This is a genomic window from Streptomyces tibetensis, from assembly GCF_007655005.1.
Lineage (GTDB): Bacteria > Actinomycetota > Actinomycetes > Streptomycetales > Streptomycetaceae > Streptomyces > Streptomyces tibetensis.
Genome location: NZ_SZVW01000023.1, coordinates 120,873 through 138,887 on the forward strand (window position 1 = coordinate 120,873; position 18,015 = coordinate 138,887).

Below are 18,015 nucleotides of genomic sequence, written 5' to 3' on the forward strand. Positions count from 1 at the left end.
CTATATCCAGTCGTCGGGCTCCGGCTCCTCGTCCATCTCCGGCCAGTGGTCCGGCTCGCTCGCGTCCTGACCGGCGGCGTGAGCCGGACCCTGGCCGGACGCTGTCGGGGCCGAGGACGAGTCGCCCGCGGGGGCGGAGCCCGCCGGCCCGCCCAGCGAGGCGAGCACCTCCAGGACCCCGTCCCCGTACGTGGTGAGCTTCTTCTCCCCGATTCCGCTGATCCCGCCGAGCTCCCCCACCGACGTCGGCCACACCGTGGCGATCTCCCGCAATGTGGCGTCGTGGAAGATCACATAGGCGGGGACACCCTGTTCACGGGCCTGTTCGGCACGCCAGGCGCGCAGCGCCTCGAAGGCCGGCAGCAGTTCCTCGGGCAGCTCGGCGGCGACCGCCTTGCCCTTGCGCTCGCCGCGCCCGGTGCCGGCGGACGAGGACCCCGACCGGGAGGTCACCGGCTTCTTCGGCTCCTTGCGCAGCGGCACGTCCCGCTCCCGCCGCAGCACCGCCCCGCTGGCCTCGGTCAGCACCAGCGTGCCGTACTCGCCCTCCACCGCGAGCAGCCCCTGGGCGAGCAACTGCCGTATGACGCCCCGCCATTCCGCCTCGGTCAGCTCCTCGCCGATGCCGAACACGGACAGCTGGTCGTGGTCGAACTGGATGACCTTGCCGGTCCGCTTCCCCAGCAGAATGTCGACGATCTGCACCGCGCCGAACTTTTGTCCGCGCTCCCGCTGCAGCCGGACGACCGTCGACAGCGCCTTCTGCGCCGCGATGGTGCCGTCCCAGGTCTCCGGCGGGGTCAGGCAGGTGTCGCAGTTGCCGCAGCCGGAGGGGTCGGGGTCCTGACCGAAGTAGGCGAGGAGCTGACCCCGGCGGCATTGGGCCGTCTCGCACAGGGCGAGCATCGAGTCCAGGTGGGCCTGGGCCCGGCGCCGGAAGGCCTCGTCGCCCTCGCCGGACTGGATCAGCTTGCGCTGCTGGATCACATCGTTCAGTCCGTAGGCCATCCAGGCCGTGGACGGCAGGCCGTCGCGGCCGGCCCGGCCCGTCTCCTGGTAGTAGCCCTCGACCGACTTGGGCAGGTCGAGGTGGGCGACGAAGCGTACGTCCGGCTTGTCGATGCCCATGCCGAAGGCGATGGTCGCCACCACGACCAGGCCGTCCTCCCGCAGGAAGCGGGACTGATGTGCCGCGCGCGTGCCCCCGTCCAGGCCCGCGTGGTACGGCACCGCCTCGATGCCGTTGCGGCTGAGGAACTCGGCGGTCTTCTCGACCGAGTTGCGCGACAGGCAGTAGACGATGCCCGCGTCGCCCGCGTGCTCCTCGCGCAGGAAGCTCAGCAGCTGCTTCTTCGGGTCGGCCTTGGGCACGATCCGGTACTGGATGTTGGGCCGGTCGAAGCTCGCCACGAAATGGCGGGCCGTCGGCATGTTCAGCCGCTGGGTGATCTCCTGGTGCGTCGCGTGCGTGGCCGTCGCCGTCAGCGCGATCCGCGGCACGTCCGGCCAGCGCTCGCCGAGCAGGGACAGCGCCAGGTAGTCGGGCCGGAAGTCGTGGCCCCACTGGGAGACGCAGTGCGCCTCGTCGATCGCGAAGAGGGAGATCTTGCCGCGGGAGAGCAGGTCGAGCGTGCTCCCCACCCGCAGCCGCTCCGGCGCCAGGTACAGCAGGTCCAGCTCGCCGGCGAGGAACTCGGCCTCGACCATCCGCCGCTCGTCGAAGTCCTGCGTGGAGTTCATGAACCCGGCCCGCACGCCGAGCGCCCGCAGTGCGTCCACCTGGTCCTGCATCAGGGCGATGAGCGGGGAGACGACCACACCCGTGCCCGGCCTGACCAGGGACGGGATCTGGTAGCACAGCGACTTGCCGCCGCCGGTCGGCATGAGCACGACGGCGTCGCCGCCCGCCACCACATGCTCGATGACCGCTTCCTGCTCGCCGCGGAAGGCCTCGTACCCGAAGACCCGGTGCAGCGTGGCCAGAGCCTCGCTCGCATCGGGGCCGAGGGGCCCGGCGGGACCACTGCCCGCGCCGATCCCGGCCCCGGTCGCCCCGGCTCCGGTCACCGCGTCCAGTTCCGTCATCACACCCGTCCCGCCCGTAGCGCCCATCGTTGCGTCCCCCGTGCGTCGCGCCTCGACCACTGCGTCCACCATAGGCGCCCGCACCGACAGCCCCGGAGTTATCCACAGGTCCCGCCCGGTGCAGGCGGTGCACATACATACGTTCGGCATGGCTCGGCACGGCAGCCGCCTGCCCGGAAACGCCATGGGGCCCGGCTTCCGAGGGAGGCCGGACCCCAGGTGGACGTACGCGGACGTCAGCGGACGAAAACCCCCGCCTGCCCTGCCAGATCCAGGAAGTACTGCGGCGCCACGCCGAGCACCACCGTGACCGCCACGCCCACCCCGATCGCCGTCATCGTCAGCGGCGACGGCACGGCCACCGTCGGGCCCTCCGGCCGCGGCTCACTGAAGAACATCAGCACGATGACGCGGATGTAGAAGAACGCCGCGATCGCCGACGAGATCACACCGATCACGACGAGCGGGGCGGCCCCGCCCTCCGCCGCCGCCTTGAACACGGCGAACTTCCCGGCGAAGCCGGACGTCAGCGGAATGCCCGCGAAGGCCAGCAGGAACACCGCGAACACGGCCGCCACCAGCGGGGACCTCCGCCCGAGCCCCGCCCACTTGGACAGGTGCGTCGCCTCGCCCCCGGCGTCGCGGACGAGCGTGACCACCGCGAAGGCGCCGATCGTCACGAACGAGTACGCCGCCAGGTAGAACAGCACCGACGAGACACCGTCGGGCGTGGTCGCGATGACACCCGCCAGGATGAACCCGGCGTGCGCGATCGACGAGTACGCCAGCAGCCGCTTGATGTCGGTCTGCGTGATGGCGACGATCGCGCCGCCCAGCATGGTGACGATGGCCACGGCCCACATCACCGGCCGCCAGTCCCAGCGCAGGCCCGGCAGGACCACGTACAGCAGCCGCAGCAGCGCGCCGAACGCCGCCACCTTCGTCGCCGCCGCCATGAAACCGGTCACCGGCGTCGGAGCGCCCTGGTACACGTCCGGCGTCCACATGTGGAACGGCACCGCGCCCACCTTGAACAGCAGGCCCATGACCAGCAGCGCGGCGCCGATCAGCAGCAGCGCGTCGTTGCCCATGGTGTCGGCGAGCGCCGGGTTGACGTCCTGCACGGTGCCGTCGACGACCTGCGCGATCGTCGCGTACGACATCGAGCCCGCGTAGCCGTACAGCATGGCGATGCCGAACAGGGTGAACGCGGAGGCGAAGGCGCCGAGCAGGAAGTACTTGACCGCCGCCTCCTGCGACATGAGCCGCTTGCGGCGGGCCAGCGCGCACAGCAGGTACAGCGGCAGGGAGAGGACCTCCAGCGCCACGAACAGCGTCAGCAGGTCGTTGGCCGCCGGGAAGATCAGCATGCCGGCGACCGCGAACAGCAGCAGCGGGAACACCTCGGTGGTGGTGAACCCGGCCTTGATCGCGGCCTTCTCGCTCTCGCTGCCCGGCACGGACGCGGCCTGCGCGGCGAAGGAGTCGACCCGGTTGCCGTGCGCCTCCGGGTCGAGGCGCCGCTCGGCGAAGGTGAACAGGCCCACCAGCGCCGCCAGCAGGATGGTGCCCTGCAGGAACAGGGCGGGCCCGTCGACGGCGATCGCGCCCATCGCGGCGATACGCGCCTTGGTCGTGCCGTACCCATCGGCCGCGAGCGCCACGACCGCGGCGAAGGCGGCGGCGAGCGCGACGACGGACACGAACATCTGGACGTAGTAGCGCGACTTTCGCGGGACGAACGCCTCGATCAGGATCCCGATGATCGCCGCGCCGACGACGATCAGGGTCGGCGACAGCTGGCCGTACTCGAATTTCGGCGCGTCGATCTTGGTGATCGGATCGGCCGCGGTTGTCCACAGGCTGTGGACGGCTGTTGCGCTCACTTGGCCGCCTCCACCTCGGGCTGGGGGTCCTTCTTCTGTACGTCGGACATGGTCTGCTTGACCGCCGGATCGATGATCTGCGTGAGGGGCTTCGGGTAGACGCCCAGGAAGATCAGCAGGACGACCAGCGGGGCGACGACCACGAGCTCACGGACCCGGAGGTCCGGCATCGCGGAGACCGCCGGTTTCACCGGGCCCGTCATCGTCCGCTGGTAGAGGACGAGGGTGTAGAGCGCCGCGAGGACGATGCCGAAGGTGGCGATGATGCCGATCACCGGGTACCGCGTGAACGTGCCGACCAGCACCAGGAACTCGCTGACGAACGGCGCCAACCCCGGCAGGGACAGGGTCGCGAGGCTGCCGATCAGGAACGTGCCGGCGAGCACCGGGGCGACCTTCTGCACTCCGCCGTAGTCGGCGATGAGCCGCGAGCCGCGCCGGGAGATCAGGAAGCCGGCCACCAGCATCAGCGCGGCCGTCGAGATGCCGTGGTTGATCATGTAGAGCGTCGCGCCGGACTGGCCCTGGCTGGTCATCGCGAAGATGCCCATGATGATGAAGCCGAAGTGGGAGATCGACGCGTACGCCACCAGCCGCTTGATGTCCCGCTGGCCGACCGCGAGCAGCGCCCCGTAGATGATGCTGATCAGGGCGAGGACGAGGATGGCGGGCGTGGCCCACTTGCTGGCCTCCGGGAACAGCTGGAGGCAGAAGCGGAGCATCGCGAAGGTGCCGACCTTGTCGACGACCGCCGTGATGAGCACGGCGACCGGGGCGGTGGACTCCTGCATGGCGTTGGGCAGCCAGGTGTGCAGCGGCCACAGCGGTGCCTTCACCGCGAAGGCGAAGAAGAACCCGAGGAACAGCCAGCGTTCGGTGTTGGTCGCCATGTCGAGCGTGCCGTTGGCACGGGCCTCGGCGATCTCCTGGAGCGAGAAGTTCCCGGCGACCACGTACAGGCCGATCACCGCGGCCAGCATGATCAGACCGCCGACCAGGTTGTAGAGGAGGAACTTGACGGCCGCGTACGACCGTTGGGTTGCCGCCGCCTTCTCGCCGTGCTCGTGGGCACGGTCCCCGAAGCCGCCGATGAGGAAGTACATCGGGATCAGCATGGCTTCGAAGAAGATGTAGAAGAGGAAGACGTCGGTGGCCTCGAAGGAGAGGATCACCATCGCCTCGACGCCGAGGATCAGGGCGAAGAAGCCCTGCGTCGGCCGCCACCGGCTGCTGCCGGTCTCCAGGGGGTCGGCGTCGTGCCAGCCCGCCAGGATGATGAACGGGATCAGCAGGGCGGTCAGGGCGACCAGCGCCACCCCGATGCCGTCCACACCCAGTTCGTACCGGACGCCGAAGTCCGCGATCCAGGCGTGGGACTCGGTGAGCTGGTAGCGGTCGCCGTCCGGGTCGAAACGGACCAGGACGACGATCGCCAGGACGAGCGTGGCGAGCGAGAAGAGCAGCGCCAGCCACTTGGCGGCAGTGCGCTTCGCGGCCGGTACGGCGGCCGTGGCGATCGCCCCGACGGCCGGGAGCGCCGCTGTCGCTGTCAGCAGAGGAAAGGACATCGGTATCAGACCGCCCTCATCAGCAGGGTCGCGGCGACGATGACCGCCGCACCCCCGAACATCGAGACCGCGTAGGAGCGGGCGAAGCCGTTCTGCAGCTTGCGCATCCGCCCGGAGAGGCCGCCGACCGAGGCCGCCGTGCCGTTGACGACGCCGTCGACCAGGGTGTGGTCGACGTAGACCAGGGACCGCGTGAGGTGCTCCCCGCCGCGGACCAGGACGACGTGGTTGAAGTCGTCCTGGAGCAGGTCGCGCCGGGCGGCTCGGGTGAGCAGCGAGCCGCGCGGGGCGACGGCCGGGACCGGGCGGCGGCCGTACTGGGCCCAGGCGATGGCGACGCCGATGATCATGCAGGCGACGGTCGCGCCGGTGACCACACCCGCGCTGATCGGCGGGTTGCCGTGGCTGTGCCCGGTGACGGGCTCCAGCCAGTGCATGAAGCGGTCGCCGATGCTGAAGAACGCGCCTCCGGCCACCGATCCGACGGCCAGCACGATCATCGGGATCGTCATGATCCTGGGCGACTCGTGCGGGTGCGGCGGGGTGTACTCGCCGCGCGTCTCGGCGGCGGGCTCCACGTCCGGCTTGGCCGGCGACGGGGTCGGGGCGTTGCGCCAGCGCTCCTCGCCGAAGAACGTCATCAGCATCACGCGCGTCATGTAGAACGCGGTGATGGCCGCGCCGAGCAGGGCGCAGGCGCCGAGGATCCAGCCCTCGGTGCCGCCCTTGGCGAACGCCGCCTCGATGATCTTGTCCTTGGAGAAGAAGCCGGACAGGCCCGGGAAGCCGATGATGGCCAGGTAGCCGAGGCCGAAGGTGACGAACGTGACCGGCATGTACGTGCGCAGGCCGCCGTACCTCCTCATGTCGACCTCGTCGTTCATGCCGTGCATGACCGAGCCGGCACCGAGGAACAGCCCGGCCTTGAAGAAGCCGTGCGTCACCAGGTGCATGATCGCGAAGACGTAGCCGATGGGGCCGAGACCGGCGGCGAGGATCATGTAGCCGATCTGCGACATGGTCGAGCCGGCCAGGGCCTTCTTGATGTCGTCCTTGGCACAACCGACGATGGCACCGAACAGCAGCGTGACCGCGCCCACGATGGTGACGACCAGTTGCGCGTCCGGGGCGCCGTTGAAGACGGCCGCGGAGCGGACGATCAGGTAGACGCCCGCCGTCACCATGGTCGCCGCGTGGATGAGGGCCGAGACCGGGGTCGGGCCCTCCATGGCGTCCCCGAGCCAGGACTGCAGCGGCACCTGGGCGGACTTGCCGCAGGCGGCGAGGAGCAGCATCAGCGCGATGGCGGTGAGCTTGTCCTCACCGGCGGCACCGGCGAGCCCGGCCTCCCCGTGGCTGCCGAGCACCGGCCCGAAGGCGAAGGTGCCGAACCACAGGAACATCAGCATGATTGCGATGGACAGGCCCATGTCGCCGACGCGGTTGACCAGGAAGGCCTTCTTCGCGGCCGTGGCGGCGCTGGGCTTGTGCTGCCAGAAGCCGATCAGCAGGTAGGAGGCGAGACCGACGCCCTCCCATCCGACGTACAGCAGCAGGTAGTTGTCGGCGAGGACGAGGATCAGCATCGCCGCGAGGAACAGGTTCAGATAGCCGAAGAAGCGGCGGCGCCGCTCGTCGTGCTCCATGTACCCGACGGAGTACAGGTGGATCAGCGATCCGACGCCCGTGATCAGCAGCACGAACGTCATGGACAGCTGGTCGAGCTGGAAGGCGACGTCCGCCTGGAAGCCCTCGACCGGGACCCAGCTGAACAAGTGCTGTGACATCTCGCGGTGTTCGGCGCTCTGCCCCAGCATGTCGGTGAACAGCACCAGGCCGAGCACGAAGGAGACGGCCGCGAGCAGCGTGCCGAGCCAGTGGCCGACGGCGTCCAGCCGCCGGCCGCCGCACAGCAGGACCGCCGCTCCGAGCAGGGGCGCCGCCACCAGCAGCGCAATGAGGTTCTCCACGATTCTTCCGACCCCTTACAGCTTCATCAGGCTGGCGTCGTCGACCGAGGCCGAGTGGCGGGCACGGAACAGGGACACGATGATCGCGAGCCCGACCACGACCTCCGCGGCGGCGACGACCATCGTGAAGAAGGCGATGATCTGCCCGTCGAGGTTGCCGTGCATCCGGGAGAAGGCGACGAACGCGAGGTTGCAGGCGTTGAGCATGAGCTCGATGCACATGAACACGACGATCGCGTTGCGCCTGATGAGCACGCCGGTGGCGCCGATCGTGAACAACAGGGCCGCGAGGTAGAGGTAGTTGACGGGGTTCACTTCGACGCCTCCTCGGACCGCTGGAACTTCGCCGGCCCGACCGCCCTGCGCTCCAGCCGCTCCTCGGACCGCTGCTCCAGGGCCTTGAGGTCGTTGAGCGCCTCCTGCGATACGTCGCGGATCTGGCCGCGCTCGCGCAGGGTCTTGCTGACGGTGAGGTCGGACGGGGTGCCGTCGGGCAGCAGGCCCGCGATGTCGACGGCGTTGTGCCGGGCGTACACACCCGGTGCAGGCAGGGGCGGCAGCTGGTTGCCCGACCGGACGCGCTCCACGGCGAGCTCGCGCTGCGTCTTGGCCCGCTCGGTGCGCTCGCGGTGGGTGAGCACCATGGCGCCGACCGCGGCCGTGATGAGCAGGGCGCCGGTGATCTCGAACGCGAAGACGTACTTGGTGAAGAGGAGGGCGGCGAGGCCCTCCACGTTGCCCCCGGCGTTCGCCTGGCCGATGCCGTTGAACTCCGTCAGGGACGCGTTGCCGATCCCGCCGACCAGCAGGACGCCGAAGCCGAGTCCGCACAGCAGGGCCAGCCAGCGCTGGCCTTTGATGGTCTCCTTCAGGGAGTCCGCCGCGGTGACGCCGACGAGCATCACCACGAACAGGAACAGCATCATGATCGCGCCGGTGTAGACGACGATCTGGACGACGCCGAGGAAGTAGGCGCCGTTGGCGAGGTAGAACACCGCCAGGATGATCATGGTCCCGGCGAGGCAGAGCGCGCTGTGCACGGCCCTCTTCATGAGGATGGTGCACAGGGCGCCGATCACCGCGACGGTGCCGAGGATCCAGAACTGGACGGCCTCTCCGGTGGAGGTGGAGTAGGCGGCGAGTTGGGTGGTCATCGGCCGATCACCTTCTCCGAGGCGGGTTCCGTCCCGCCGGAGGTCGAGTCGGCCTCCTGCACGACCTCGCCCTTGGAGTGGGCGACCTGCTGCTCGGTGCCGGGCGCGGCCTCTGTCACCAGGCCCCGGTAGTAGTCCTGTTCGTCGGTGCCGGGATAGATGGCGTGGGGCGAGTCGACCATGCCGTCTTCCAGACCGGCGAGCAGCTGCTCCTTGGTGTAGATGAGGTTGGCCCGGCTGGAGTCGGCCAGCTCGAACTCGTTGGTCATCGTCAGCGCGCGGGTGGGGCAGGCCTCGATGCACAGGCCGCACAGGATGCAGCGGGCGTAGTTGATCTGGTAGACGCGGCCGTACCGCTCGCCCGGCGAGTAGCGCTCCTCGTCGGTGTTGTCCGCGCCCTCCACGTAGATGGCGTCGGCGGGGCAGGCCCAGGCGCACAGTTCACACCCGACGCACTTCTCCAGGCCGTCCGGATGGCGGTTGAGCTGGTGCCGTCCGTGGAAGCGCGGAGCCGTGGTCTTCTGCTGCTCCGGGTACTGCTCGGTCAGCCGCTTCTTGAACATGGCCTTGAAGGTCACGCCGAAGCCGGCCACGGGGTTCTGGAAACCGGGCTTGGTGTCCTTCGGTTCCTCAGCCTTCGAACGCTCGAGTTCCTCAGCCATCGGACGCCTCCTTTCCATCCGTAGTTCCGCCCAGAGATTCGTCACTCTGAGTATCGGGCCCACCACTGACAATCAGTTCCCGCTCACGGCGCGAGCGGCGCGGGACCGGCGGAAGTTCCTGTCCGGGCAGGGGCGGTACGGGGAACCCGCCCGCCATCGGGTCGAAGGCGGCCGGGGTGTCGGCCGGCTGTTCGGCCTTCTTGGCCTTCTCGCGGAACATGTCGGCGACGAAGGAGAGCAGCAGCAGGGCGAGGACGCCGCCGCCCACGTACAGGGCGATGTCGGCGAAGTCGTAACCCTCGTTCCGGAAGGCCCGCACGCTCGCGACGAGCATCAGCCACACCAGGGAGACCGGGATGAGGACCTTCCAGCCGAGCTTCATCAGCTGGTCGTAGCGCACGCGCGGGAGGGTGCCGCGGATCCAGATGAACATGAACAGCAGCAGCTGGACCTTGACCGTGAACCACAGCAGTGGCCACCAGCCGTGGTTGGCGCCCTCCCAGAAGGTGCTGATGGGCCAGGGGGCCCGCCAGCCGCCGAGGAACAGCGTGGTGGCGACGGCCGAGACGGTCACCATGTTGACGTACTCGGCGAGCATGAACATCGCGAACTTGATCGACGAGTACTCGGTGTTGAAGCCGCCGACCAGGTCGCCCTCGGACTCCGGCATGTCGAAGGGGGCGCGGTTGGTCTCGCCGACCATCGTGACGATGTAGATGATGAAGGAGACCGGCAGCAGCACGATGTACCAGCGGTCGGCCTGCTGCTCGACGATCGTCGAGGTCGACATCGAACCCGAGTAGAGGAAGACGGAGGCGAAGGCGGCGCCCATCGCGATCTCGTAGGAGATCATCTGCGCGCACGAGCGCAGACCGCCCAGCAGCGGGTACGTCGAGCCGGAGCTCCAGCCCGCCAGGACGATGCCGTAGATGCCGACCGAGGCGACCGCGAGGATGTAGAGCATCGCGATCGGCAGATCGGTGAGCTGCATCGTGGTGCGCTGGCCGAAGATCGAGATCTCGTTTCCGGCCGGGCCGAAGGGGATCACCGCGATCGCCATGAAGGCCGGGATGGCCGCGATGACCGGCGCGAGGACGTAGACCGCCTTGTCCGCGCGCTTGACGATCACGTCCTCCTTCAGCATCAGCTTGATGCCGTCGGCGAGCGACTGGAGCATGCCCCAGGGGCCGTGCCGGTTGGGGCCGATGCGCAGCTGCATCCAGGCGACGACCTTGCGCTCCATCACGATGGACACCAGCACGGTGACCATCAGGAAGGCGAAGCAGAACACCGCCTTGATGACGACCAGCCACCAGGGGTCGGTGCCGAACATCGAGAGGTCTTCAGCGGCGAGGTACGGGCTCATGCCTCCACCTCCTTGAGGGCCTCGGCGGCGAGTGTCGCCGGGCCGATGCGGACGAGGGAGCCGGGCCGCGCCCCGGTGTCGGAGGCGACGCCGCCGCCGGTGGAGTTCAGCGGCAGCCACACCACCCGGTCGGGCATGTCGCTGATCTGGAGCGGGAGCTCCACGACCCCCTGGGGGCCGGTCACCGCGAGCAGGTCGCCATCCTTGACGCCCGCCTCGGCGGCCGTCGGGGCCGACACCCGCGCGCGTGCCGCGTGCCGGGTCCCGGCGAGCGCCTCGTCGCCCTGCTGGAGGAGGCCCTGGTCGAGCAGCAGCCGGTGCCCCGCGAGCACCGCTTCCCCGATGGCCGGCCGCGGCAGCGCGGCCGCGGTCTCCAGGGGTTCGCCCGCCCGCGGCCCGTCCCAGGCACCGAGCCGGTCGATCTCGCCGCGCACGGTGCGCAGATCCGGCAGACCGAGGTGGACGTCCATGGCGTCGGCCAGCATCTGGAGCACGCGCGCGTCGGTGGGCGCGGAGCGGCGGGTCATCTGGTCGGGCTTGAGCGCCGCCTCGAAGAAGCGGACCCTACCTTCCCAGTTGAGGAAGGTGCCGGCCTTCTCGGCGACCGCCGCGACGGGCAGCACGACGTCGGCCTTGCGGCTGACCTCGCTCGGCCGCAGCTCCAGCGAGACCAGGAAGCCCACCTCGTCGAGGGCCGCACGCGCGCGTGCCGGGTCGGGCAGGTCGGCGATCTCCACACCCGCGACCAGCAGGGCCTGGAGCTCCCCGGTGGCGGCGGCCTCCACGATCTGGCCGGTGTCACGGCCGTAGCGGTGCGGAAGCCCCGCGACGCCCCAGACGGCGGCGACCTCGTCGCGGGCGCGTGGGTCGGTGGCCGGGCGTCCGCCCGGCAGCAGCGACGGCAGCGCGCCCGCCTCGATCGCACCGCGTTCCCCGGCCCGGCGCGGGATCCACACCAGCCGGGCGCCGGTCGCGGCGGCGGTGCGCGCGGCGGCGGTGAGCCCGCCGGCCACGGCCGCCAGCCGCTCGCCTACGACGATCACCGCGCCCTCGGCGCGCAGCGCCTCGGCGGCGAGCGCACCGTCGTCCTCCAGGCCGGCACCGCTCGCGAGCGCGTCCAGCCACTCGGTCTCGGTGCCGGGTGCCGCCGGCAGCAGCGTGCCGCCGGCCTTCTCCAGACCGCGCGTGGCGTGCGTGGCCAGGGAGTAGACCTTCTGCCCGTGCTTACGCCAGGCCTTGCGCAGCCGCAGGAAGACGCCGGGCGCCTCCTCCTCCGCCTCGAACCCGACCAGCAGGACGGCCGGGGCCTTCTCCAGCGCGGTGTACGTGACGCCCGTGCCGTCGAGGTCCCGGCCCCGCCCGGCGATCTGCGCGGCGAGGAAGTCGGCCTCCTCGCCGCTGTGCACGCGCGCGCGGAAGTCGATGTCGTTGGTGTCGAGCGCCACGCGCGTGAACTTGCTGTACGCGTAGGCGTCCTCGACGGTGAGGCGGCCGCCGGTCAGGACACCGGTGCGGCCCCGGGAGGCCAGCAGCCCCTGGGCCGCGATCTGCAGCGCCTCCGGCCAGGAGGCCGGTTCCAGTTCGCCCTCGGCGTTGCGCACCAACGGCGTCTCGAGCCGGTCGCGCTGCTGCGCGTACCGGAACCCGAACCGCCCCTTGTCGCAGATCCACTCCTCGTTGACCTCGGGGTCGTCGGCCGCCAGGCGCCGCATGACCTTGCCGCGCCGGTGGTCGGTGCGCGTGGCGCAGCCGCCGGAGCAGTGCTCGCACACCGACGGGGAGGACACCAGGTCGAACGGGCGGGAGCGGAATCGGTACGCCGCCGAGGTCAGCGCGCCGACCGGGCAGATCTGGATGGTGTTGCCGGAGAAGTACGACTCGAACGGGTCGCCCTCGCCGGTGCCGACCTGCTGGAGCGCGCCCCGCTCGACCAGTTCGATCATCGGGTCGCCCGCGACCTGGTTGGAGAACCGGGTGCAGCGGGCGCACAGCACGCACCGCTCGCGGTCGAGCAGCACCTGCGTGGAGATCGGTACGGGCTTCTCGTAGGTCCGCTTGCGGCCCTCGAAGCGGGAGTCGGCGTCGCCGTGCGACATGGCCTGGTTCTGCAGCGGGCACTCACCGCCCTTGTCGCAGACCGGGCAGTCCAGCGGGTGGTTGATGAGCAGGAGCTCCATCACACCCTTCTGGGCCTTCTCCGCGACCGGCGAGGTGAGGTGGGTCTTCACCACCATCCCGTCGGTGCAGGTGATGGTGCAGGACGCCATGGGCTTGCGCTGGCCCTCGACCTCGACGATGCACTGCCGGCAGGCACCGGCCGGGTCGAGCAGGGGGTGGTCGCAGAACCGGGGGATCTCGATGCCGAGCTGCTCGGCGGCCCGGATGACCAGGGTGCCCTTGGGCACGCTGATCTCCGCGCCGTCGATCGTCAGCGACACGAGGTCCTCCGGCGGGACCGCCGCTTCTCCCCCGCCGGAGGGAGAGCTGGTGGTCACGGTCATGCGTTCACCTCCGTGCGGTCGGCCCAGGCCGTCGACTTGGCCGGGTCGAAGGGGCAGCCCCGTCCCGTGATGTGCTGCTCGTACTCCTCGCGGAAGTACTTCAGCGAGGAGAAGATCGGCGAGGCGGCGCCGTCGCCGAGGGCGCAGAAGGACTTGCCGTTGATGTTGTCGGCGATGTCGTTCAGCTTGTCGAGGTCGGACATCTGTCCCTTGCCGGCCTCGATGTCGCGCAGCAACTGCACGAGCCAGTAAGTGCCTTCGCGGCAGGGCGTGCACTTGCCGCAGGACTCGTGGGCGTAGAACTCCGTCCAGCGGGTGACGGCACGGACCACGCAGGTCGTCTCGTCGAAGCACTGGAGGGCTTTTGTGCCGAGCATGGAACCCGCGGCGCCCACTCCTTCGTAATCAAGGGGGACGTCGAGATGCTCGTCGGTGAACATCGGGGTCGAGGAGCCGCCCGGCGTCCAGAACTTGAGGCGGTGCCCGGGGCGCATCCCGCCGCTCATCTCGAGCAGCTGGCGGAGCGTGATCCCGAGCGGCGCCTCGTACTGGCCGGGGCTGGCGACATGGCCGGAGAGGGAGTAGAGGGTGAAGCCGGGCGACTTCTCACTCCCCATCGACCGGAACCATTCCTTGCCCCGCTGCAGGATCGCGGGAACCGACGCGATCGATTCGACGTTGTTCACCACAGTCGGGCACGCGTAGAGGCCCGCGACGGCAGGGAAGGGGGGACGAAGCCGCGGCTGGCCCCGGCGGCCTTCGAGCGAGTCGAGCAGTGCGGTCTCCTCACCGCAGATGTACGCGCCCGCGCCCGCGTGCACGGTGATGTCGAGGTCGAGTCCGCTGTCCAGGATGTTCTCGCCGAGGAAGCCGGCCTCGTAGGCCTCGCGCACGGCGGAGTGCAACCGCCGCAGCACGGGGACGACTTCACCACGCAGATAGATGAAGGCGTGCGACGACCTGATGGCGTAACACGCGATGATCATGCCCTCGATGAGGCTGTGCGGGTTCGCGAAGAGGAGCGGGATGTCCTTGCAGGTCCCGGGCTCCGACTCGTCGGCGTTGACAACAAGATAGTGCGGCTTGCCGTCCCCCTGGGGAATGAACTGCCACTTCATCCCGGTGGGGAATCCCGCGCCGCCGCGTCCGCGCAGACCGGAGTCCTTGACGTACGCGATCAGGTCGTCCGGCGACATGGCGAGCGCCTTGCGCAGCCCCTCGTAGCCGTCGTGCCTGCGGTACACGTCCAGCGTCCAGGACTTGTCCTCGTCCCAGAAGGCCGACAGCACAGGTGCGAGCAGCTTCTCGGGGCTCGTGTCTTTCAGCTCGGGTGCCAAGGTCATCACTCCCCCTCCTCGGCGGTGGGCCCGGCCGGGTGGGCCGGGTCGGAGGCCGATGTGTCCTGCGGCGCGTCGTGCGAGCTCAGGTGCTCGGTCGGTGACGGCTCGTGCGGTGCCCCGGTCCGGGCCGCCTCGCCGCGCGGGTGCACCACGCGCGCGGAAGACGCCTCGCCCTTGGCGAGCTTCAGGCCGACCAGGGAGGCGGGTCCCGCGCTTCCCCCGGACTCCACGGCCCCCTCCCGCTCGTCGGGGAAGCCGGCCAGGACCCGGGCGGTCTCCTTGAAGGTGCACATGCGCGCCCCGCGCGTCGGGGTGACCGGCCGTCCCGCCCGCAGGTCGTCGACGAGGCTCTTGGCGCTGGCCGGAGTCTGGTTGTCGAAGAACTCCCAGTTGACCATCACGACCGGCGCGAAGTCGCAGGCCGCGTTGCACTCGATGTGCTCCAGCGTGACCTTGCCGTCGCCGGTGGTCTCGCCGTTGCCGACGCCGAGGTGCTCCTGGAGCTCCTCGAAGATCGCGTCGCCGCCCATCACGGCACACAGGGTGTTGGTGCACACACCGACCTGGTAGTCCCCGCTCGGCCGCCGGCGGTACATGGTGTAGAAGGTGGCGACCGCGGTGACCTCGGCCGTGGTCAGGCCGAGCACGTCCGCGCAGAACTGCATGCCGGTGCGGGTGACATGGCCTTCCTCGGCCTGCACGAGGTGCAGCAGCGGCAGCAGGGCGGACCGGGAGTCGGGGTAGCGGACGATGACCTCGCGCGCGTCCGTCTCCAGACGGGCCCGGACGTCGTCCGGGTAGGCGGGTGCGGGCAGTTCGGGCATGCCCAGGCTGACGCCCCGCTCGGAAGACGATGTGGTCACCGGTCGACGCCTCCCATCACGGGGTCGATGGACGCCACCGCGACGATGACGTCGGCGACCTGGCCGCCTTCGCACATCGCCGCCATGGCCTGCAGGTTGGTGAAGGACGGGTCGCGGAAGTGAACCCGGTAGGGGCGGGTGCCGCCGTCGGACACGACGTGCACACCGAGTTCGCCCTTGGGCGACTCGACCGCCGCGTAGGCCTGCCCCGGCGGGACGCGGAAGCCCTCGGTGACCAGCTTGAAGTGGTGGATCAGGGCCTCCATGGAGGTGCCCATGATCTTCTTGATGTGGTCGAGGGAGTTGCCGAGGCCGTCGGGCCCGAGGGCGAGCTGGGCGGGCCAGGCGATCTTCTTGTCGGCGACCATGACCGGGCCGGGCTGGAGCCGGTCCAGGCACTGCTCGACGATCCGGAGGGACTGGCGCATCTCCTCCAGCCGGATGAGGAAGCGGCCGTAGGAGTCGCAGGTGTCGGCGGTCGGGATCTCGAAGTCGTACGTCTCGTAACCGCAGTACGGCTGCGCCTTGCGCAGGTCGTGCGGCAGGCCGGTGGAGCGCAGGATCGGGCCCGTCGCGCCGAGGGCCATGCAGCCGGCCAGGTCCAGGTAGCCGACGTCCTGCATCCGGGCCTTGAAGATGGGGTTCCCGGTGGCGAGCTTGTCGTACTCCGGGAGGTTCTTCTTCATCTTCTTCACGAACTCGCGGATCTGGTCCACCGCGCCGGGCGGCAGGTCCTGGGCGAGTCCGCCCGGGCGGATGTACGCGTGGTTCATCCGCAGGCCGGTGATCAGCTCGTAGATATCGAGAATGAGTTCACGATCACGAAAGCCGTAGATCATGATCGTGGTCGCGCCGAGTTCCATGCCGCCGGTGGCGATGCACACCAGGTGCGAGGAGAGCCGGTTCAGCTCCATCAGGAGCACGCGGATGATCGAGGCCCGGTCCGGGATCTGGTCCTCGATGCCGAGGAGCTTCTCGACGCCGAGGCAGTACGCCGTCTCGTTGAAGAACGGCGTCAGGTAGTCCATGCGCGTCACGAACGTGGTGCCCTGCGTCCACGTCCGGTACTCGAGGTTCTTCTCGATGCCGGTGTGCAGGTAACCGATTCCGCAGCGGGCCTCGGTGACGGTCTCGCCGTCGATCTCCAGGATCAGGCGGAGCACACCGTGGGTGGAGGGGTGCTGGGGACCCATGTTGACGACGATGCGCTCGTCGTCGGCGCGGGCCGCGGTCTCGACGACCTCGTCCCAGTCACCGCCGGTGACCGTGTAGACGGTGCCCTCGGTGGTCTCGCGAGGAGAAGCGTGCGAGGTGCTCATGAGTACGACCTCCGCTGGTCCGGAGCCGGGATCTGGGCGCCCTTGTACTCGACGGGGATGCCGCCGAGGGCGTAGTCCTTGCGCTGCGGGAAGCCCTGCCAGTCGTCCGGCATCATGATCCGCGTCAGGGCGGGGTGGCCGTCGAAGACGATTCCGAAGAAGTCGTACGTCTCCCGCTCGTGCCAGTCGTTCGTGGGATAGACCGAGAACAGCGACGGGATGTGCGGGTCGCTGTCGGGGGCGCTGACCTCCAGGCGGATCACCCGGTTGTGGGTGATCGAGCGCAGGTGGTACACGGCGTGCAGCTCGCGGCCCTTGTCGTTCGGGTAGTGCACGCCGCTGACGCCGGTGCACAGCTCGAAGCGCAGCGCCGGGTCGTCGCGCAGGGTGCGGGCGACGAGGACGAGATGCTCGCGCTCGATGTGGAAGGTCAGCTCGTCCCGGTCGACGACCGTCTTCTCGATGGCGTTGTCCGGGAGCAGGCCCTGCTCCTCCAGGGCGCCCTCCAGCTCGTCGGCGACCTCGTCGAACCAGCCGCCGTAGGGGCGGCTCGCCGGTCCCGGGAGCCGGACCGAGCGGACCAGGCCGCCGTAGCCGGAGGTGTCTCCACCGTTGTCGGCGCCGAACATGCCGCGCTGGACACGGATCTCCTCACCGCCCTGGCCGCGCTGGCCCGGGAGGTTCTCCGCGGAGAGGTCCTTCTCGGGGTTGGCACCGTTGCCGTTCGCGTCGCTCACCGCAGCAGCCCCTTCATCTCGATGGTGGGCAGTGCCTTGAGCGCCGCTTCCTCCGCCTCGCGGGCCGCCTCCTCGGCGTTCACGCCGAGCTTGGAGCTCTGGATCTTCTGGTGGAGCTTGAGGATCGCGTCCAAGAGCATCTCCGGCCGGGGCGGGCAGCCGGGGAGGTAGATGTCGACCGGCACGATGTGGTCGACGCCCTGGACGATGGCGTAGTTGTTGAACATGCCGCCGGACGAGGCGCAGACCCCCATGGAGATCACCCACTTGGGGTTCGGCATCTGGTCGTAGACCTGCCGGAGCACCGGCGCCATCTTCTGGCTGACCCGGCCGGCGACGATCATCAGGTCCGCCTGGCGGGGCGAACCGCGGAAGACCTCCATGCCGAAGCGCGCCAGGTCGTAACGGCCGGCGCCGGTGGTCATCATCTCGATGGCACAGCAGGCGAGGCCGAAGGTGGCGGGGAAGACCGAGGCCTTGCGCACCCAGCCCGCGGCCTGCTCGACGGTGGTCAGCAGGAAGCCGCTCGGCAGCTTTTCTTCGAGTCCCATGACGTGTGGCCCC

The 18,015-nt window shown here is 69.7% G+C and carries 14 protein-coding genes; all 14 read right to left on the reverse strand.

Translation table 11 applies throughout. The features are described from left to right. Positions 1-2,112, reverse strand: a complete 2,112-nt coding sequence (gene recQ, locus FDO69_RS33400; RefSeq protein ID WP_170320980.1) for a DNA helicase RecQ — start codon at positions 2,110-2,112, stop codon at positions 1-3. A 209-nt stretch (positions 2,113-2,321) separates the two neighbouring features. Beyond that, positions 2,322-3,971 carry an NADH-quinone oxidoreductase subunit NuoN gene (gene nuoN / locus FDO69_RS33405; protein ID WP_104785698.1) on the reverse strand — a complete coding sequence of 550 codons (1,650 nt, stop codon included), beginning with the start codon at positions 3,969-3,971 and terminating at the stop codon, positions 2,322-2,324. Further along, positions 3,968-5,539 (reverse strand): NADH-quinone oxidoreductase subunit M, encoded by a 1,572-nt coding sequence (locus tag FDO69_RS33410; RefSeq protein WP_104785701.1) that lies wholly within the window; start codon positions 5,537-5,539, stop codon positions 3,968-3,970. Before FDO69_RS33410 ends, nuoN begins: the two co-directional genes overlap by 4 nt. Before the next feature lie 5 nt (positions 5,540-5,544). Beyond that, positions 5,545-7,509 carry an NADH-quinone oxidoreductase subunit L gene (nuoL, locus tag FDO69_RS33415; RefSeq protein WP_104785704.1) on the reverse strand — a complete coding sequence of 655 codons (1,965 nt, stop codon included), beginning with the start codon at positions 7,507-7,509 and terminating at the stop codon, positions 5,545-5,547. Positions 7,510-7,524: 15 nt separating this feature from the next. Next, positions 7,525-7,824 carry an NADH-quinone oxidoreductase subunit NuoK gene (gene nuoK / locus FDO69_RS33420; protein WP_003992252.1) on the reverse strand — a complete coding sequence of 100 codons (300 nt, stop codon included), beginning with the start codon at positions 7,822-7,824 and terminating at the stop codon, positions 7,525-7,527. Next, on the reverse strand, positions 7,821-8,663 hold the full coding sequence (locus FDO69_RS33425) for an NADH-quinone oxidoreductase subunit J (RefSeq protein WP_104785707.1): 843 nt from the start codon (positions 8,661-8,663) through the stop codon (positions 7,821-7,823). The genes nuoK and FDO69_RS33425 overlap by 4 nt, the downstream gene beginning before the upstream one ends. Continuing rightward, on the reverse strand, positions 8,660-9,325 hold the full coding sequence (gene nuoI / locus FDO69_RS33430) for an NADH-quinone oxidoreductase subunit NuoI (RefSeq protein ID WP_104785710.1): 666 nt from the start codon (positions 9,323-9,325) through the stop codon (positions 8,660-8,662). The genes FDO69_RS33425 and nuoI overlap by 4 nt, the downstream gene beginning before the upstream one ends. Beyond that, positions 9,318-10,691, reverse strand: a complete 1,374-nt coding sequence (nuoH, locus tag FDO69_RS33435) for an NADH-quinone oxidoreductase subunit NuoH (protein ID WP_104785713.1) — start codon at positions 10,689-10,691, stop codon at positions 9,318-9,320. The genes nuoI and nuoH overlap by 8 nt, the downstream gene beginning before the upstream one ends. Then, complete coding sequence (locus FDO69_RS33440; RefSeq protein WP_104785715.1) at positions 10,688-13,192, reverse strand: NADH-quinone oxidoreductase subunit G; 2,505 nt, start codon at positions 13,190-13,192, stop codon at positions 10,688-10,690. Before FDO69_RS33440 ends, nuoH begins: the two co-directional genes overlap by 4 nt. After that, positions 13,189-14,535 (reverse strand): NADH-quinone oxidoreductase subunit NuoF, encoded by a 1,347-nt coding sequence (nuoF, locus tag FDO69_RS33445; RefSeq protein ID WP_104785718.1) that lies wholly within the window; start codon positions 14,533-14,535, stop codon positions 13,189-13,191. Before nuoF ends, FDO69_RS33440 begins: the two co-directional genes overlap by 4 nt. Beyond that, entirely contained in the window at positions 14,535-15,395 is an 861-nt protein-coding gene (gene nuoE / locus FDO69_RS33450; protein WP_104785721.1) for an NADH-quinone oxidoreductase subunit NuoE, read from the reverse strand. Before nuoE ends, nuoF begins: the two co-directional genes overlap by 1 nt. Beyond that, the gene (locus tag FDO69_RS33455; RefSeq protein ID WP_053669589.1) at positions 15,392-16,714 is read right to left on the reverse strand and encodes an NADH-quinone oxidoreductase subunit D; all 1,323 of its coding nucleotides are present in this window, start codon (positions 16,712-16,714) and stop codon (positions 15,392-15,394) included. Before FDO69_RS33455 ends, nuoE begins: the two co-directional genes overlap by 4 nt. Continuing rightward, positions 16,711-17,451, reverse strand: a complete 741-nt coding sequence (locus tag FDO69_RS33460; protein WP_104785724.1) for an NADH-quinone oxidoreductase subunit C — start codon at positions 17,449-17,451, stop codon at positions 16,711-16,713. The genes FDO69_RS33455 and FDO69_RS33460 overlap by 4 nt, the downstream gene beginning before the upstream one ends. After that, complete coding sequence (locus tag FDO69_RS33465; protein ID WP_030610600.1) at positions 17,448-18,002, reverse strand: NuoB/complex I 20 kDa subunit family protein; 555 nt, start codon at positions 18,000-18,002, stop codon at positions 17,448-17,450. Before FDO69_RS33465 ends, FDO69_RS33460 begins: the two co-directional genes overlap by 4 nt. Positions 18,003-18,015: the final 13 nt, after the last annotated feature.

Coding starts and splice junctions, on each gene's coding strand:
- FDO69_RS33425 (WP_104785707.1), bottom strand. CDS start 8,663: ATGACCACCCAACTCGCCGCCTACTCCACCTCCACCGGAGAGGCCGTC.
- nuoF (WP_104785718.1), bottom strand. CDS start 14,535: ATGACCTTGGCACCCGAGCTGAAAGACACGAGCCCCGAGAAGCTGCTC.
- FDO69_RS33465 (WP_030610600.1), bottom strand. CDS start 18,002: ATGGGACTCGAAGAAAAGCTGCCGAGCGGCTTCCTGCTGACCACCGTC.
- FDO69_RS33410 (WP_104785701.1), bottom strand. CDS start 5,539: ATGTCCTTTCCTCTGCTGACAGCGACAGCGGCGCTCCCGGCCGTCGGG.
- FDO69_RS33440 (WP_104785715.1), bottom strand. CDS start 13,192: ATGACCGTGACCACCAGCTCTCCCTCCGGCGGGGGAGAAGCGGCGGTC.
- nuoI (WP_104785710.1), bottom strand. CDS start 9,325: ATGGCTGAGGAACTCGAGCGTTCGAAGGCTGAGGAACCGAAGGACACC.
- FDO69_RS33455 (WP_053669589.1), bottom strand. CDS start 16,714: ATGAGCACCTCGCACGCTTCTCCTCGCGAGACCACCGAGGGCACCGTC.
- recQ (WP_170320980.1), bottom strand. CDS start 2,112: ATGGGCGCTACGGGCGGGACGGGTGTGATGACGGAACTGGACGCGGTG.
- nuoH (WP_104785713.1), bottom strand. CDS start 10,691: ATGAGCCCGTACCTCGCCGCTGAAGACCTCTCGATGTTCGGCACCGAC.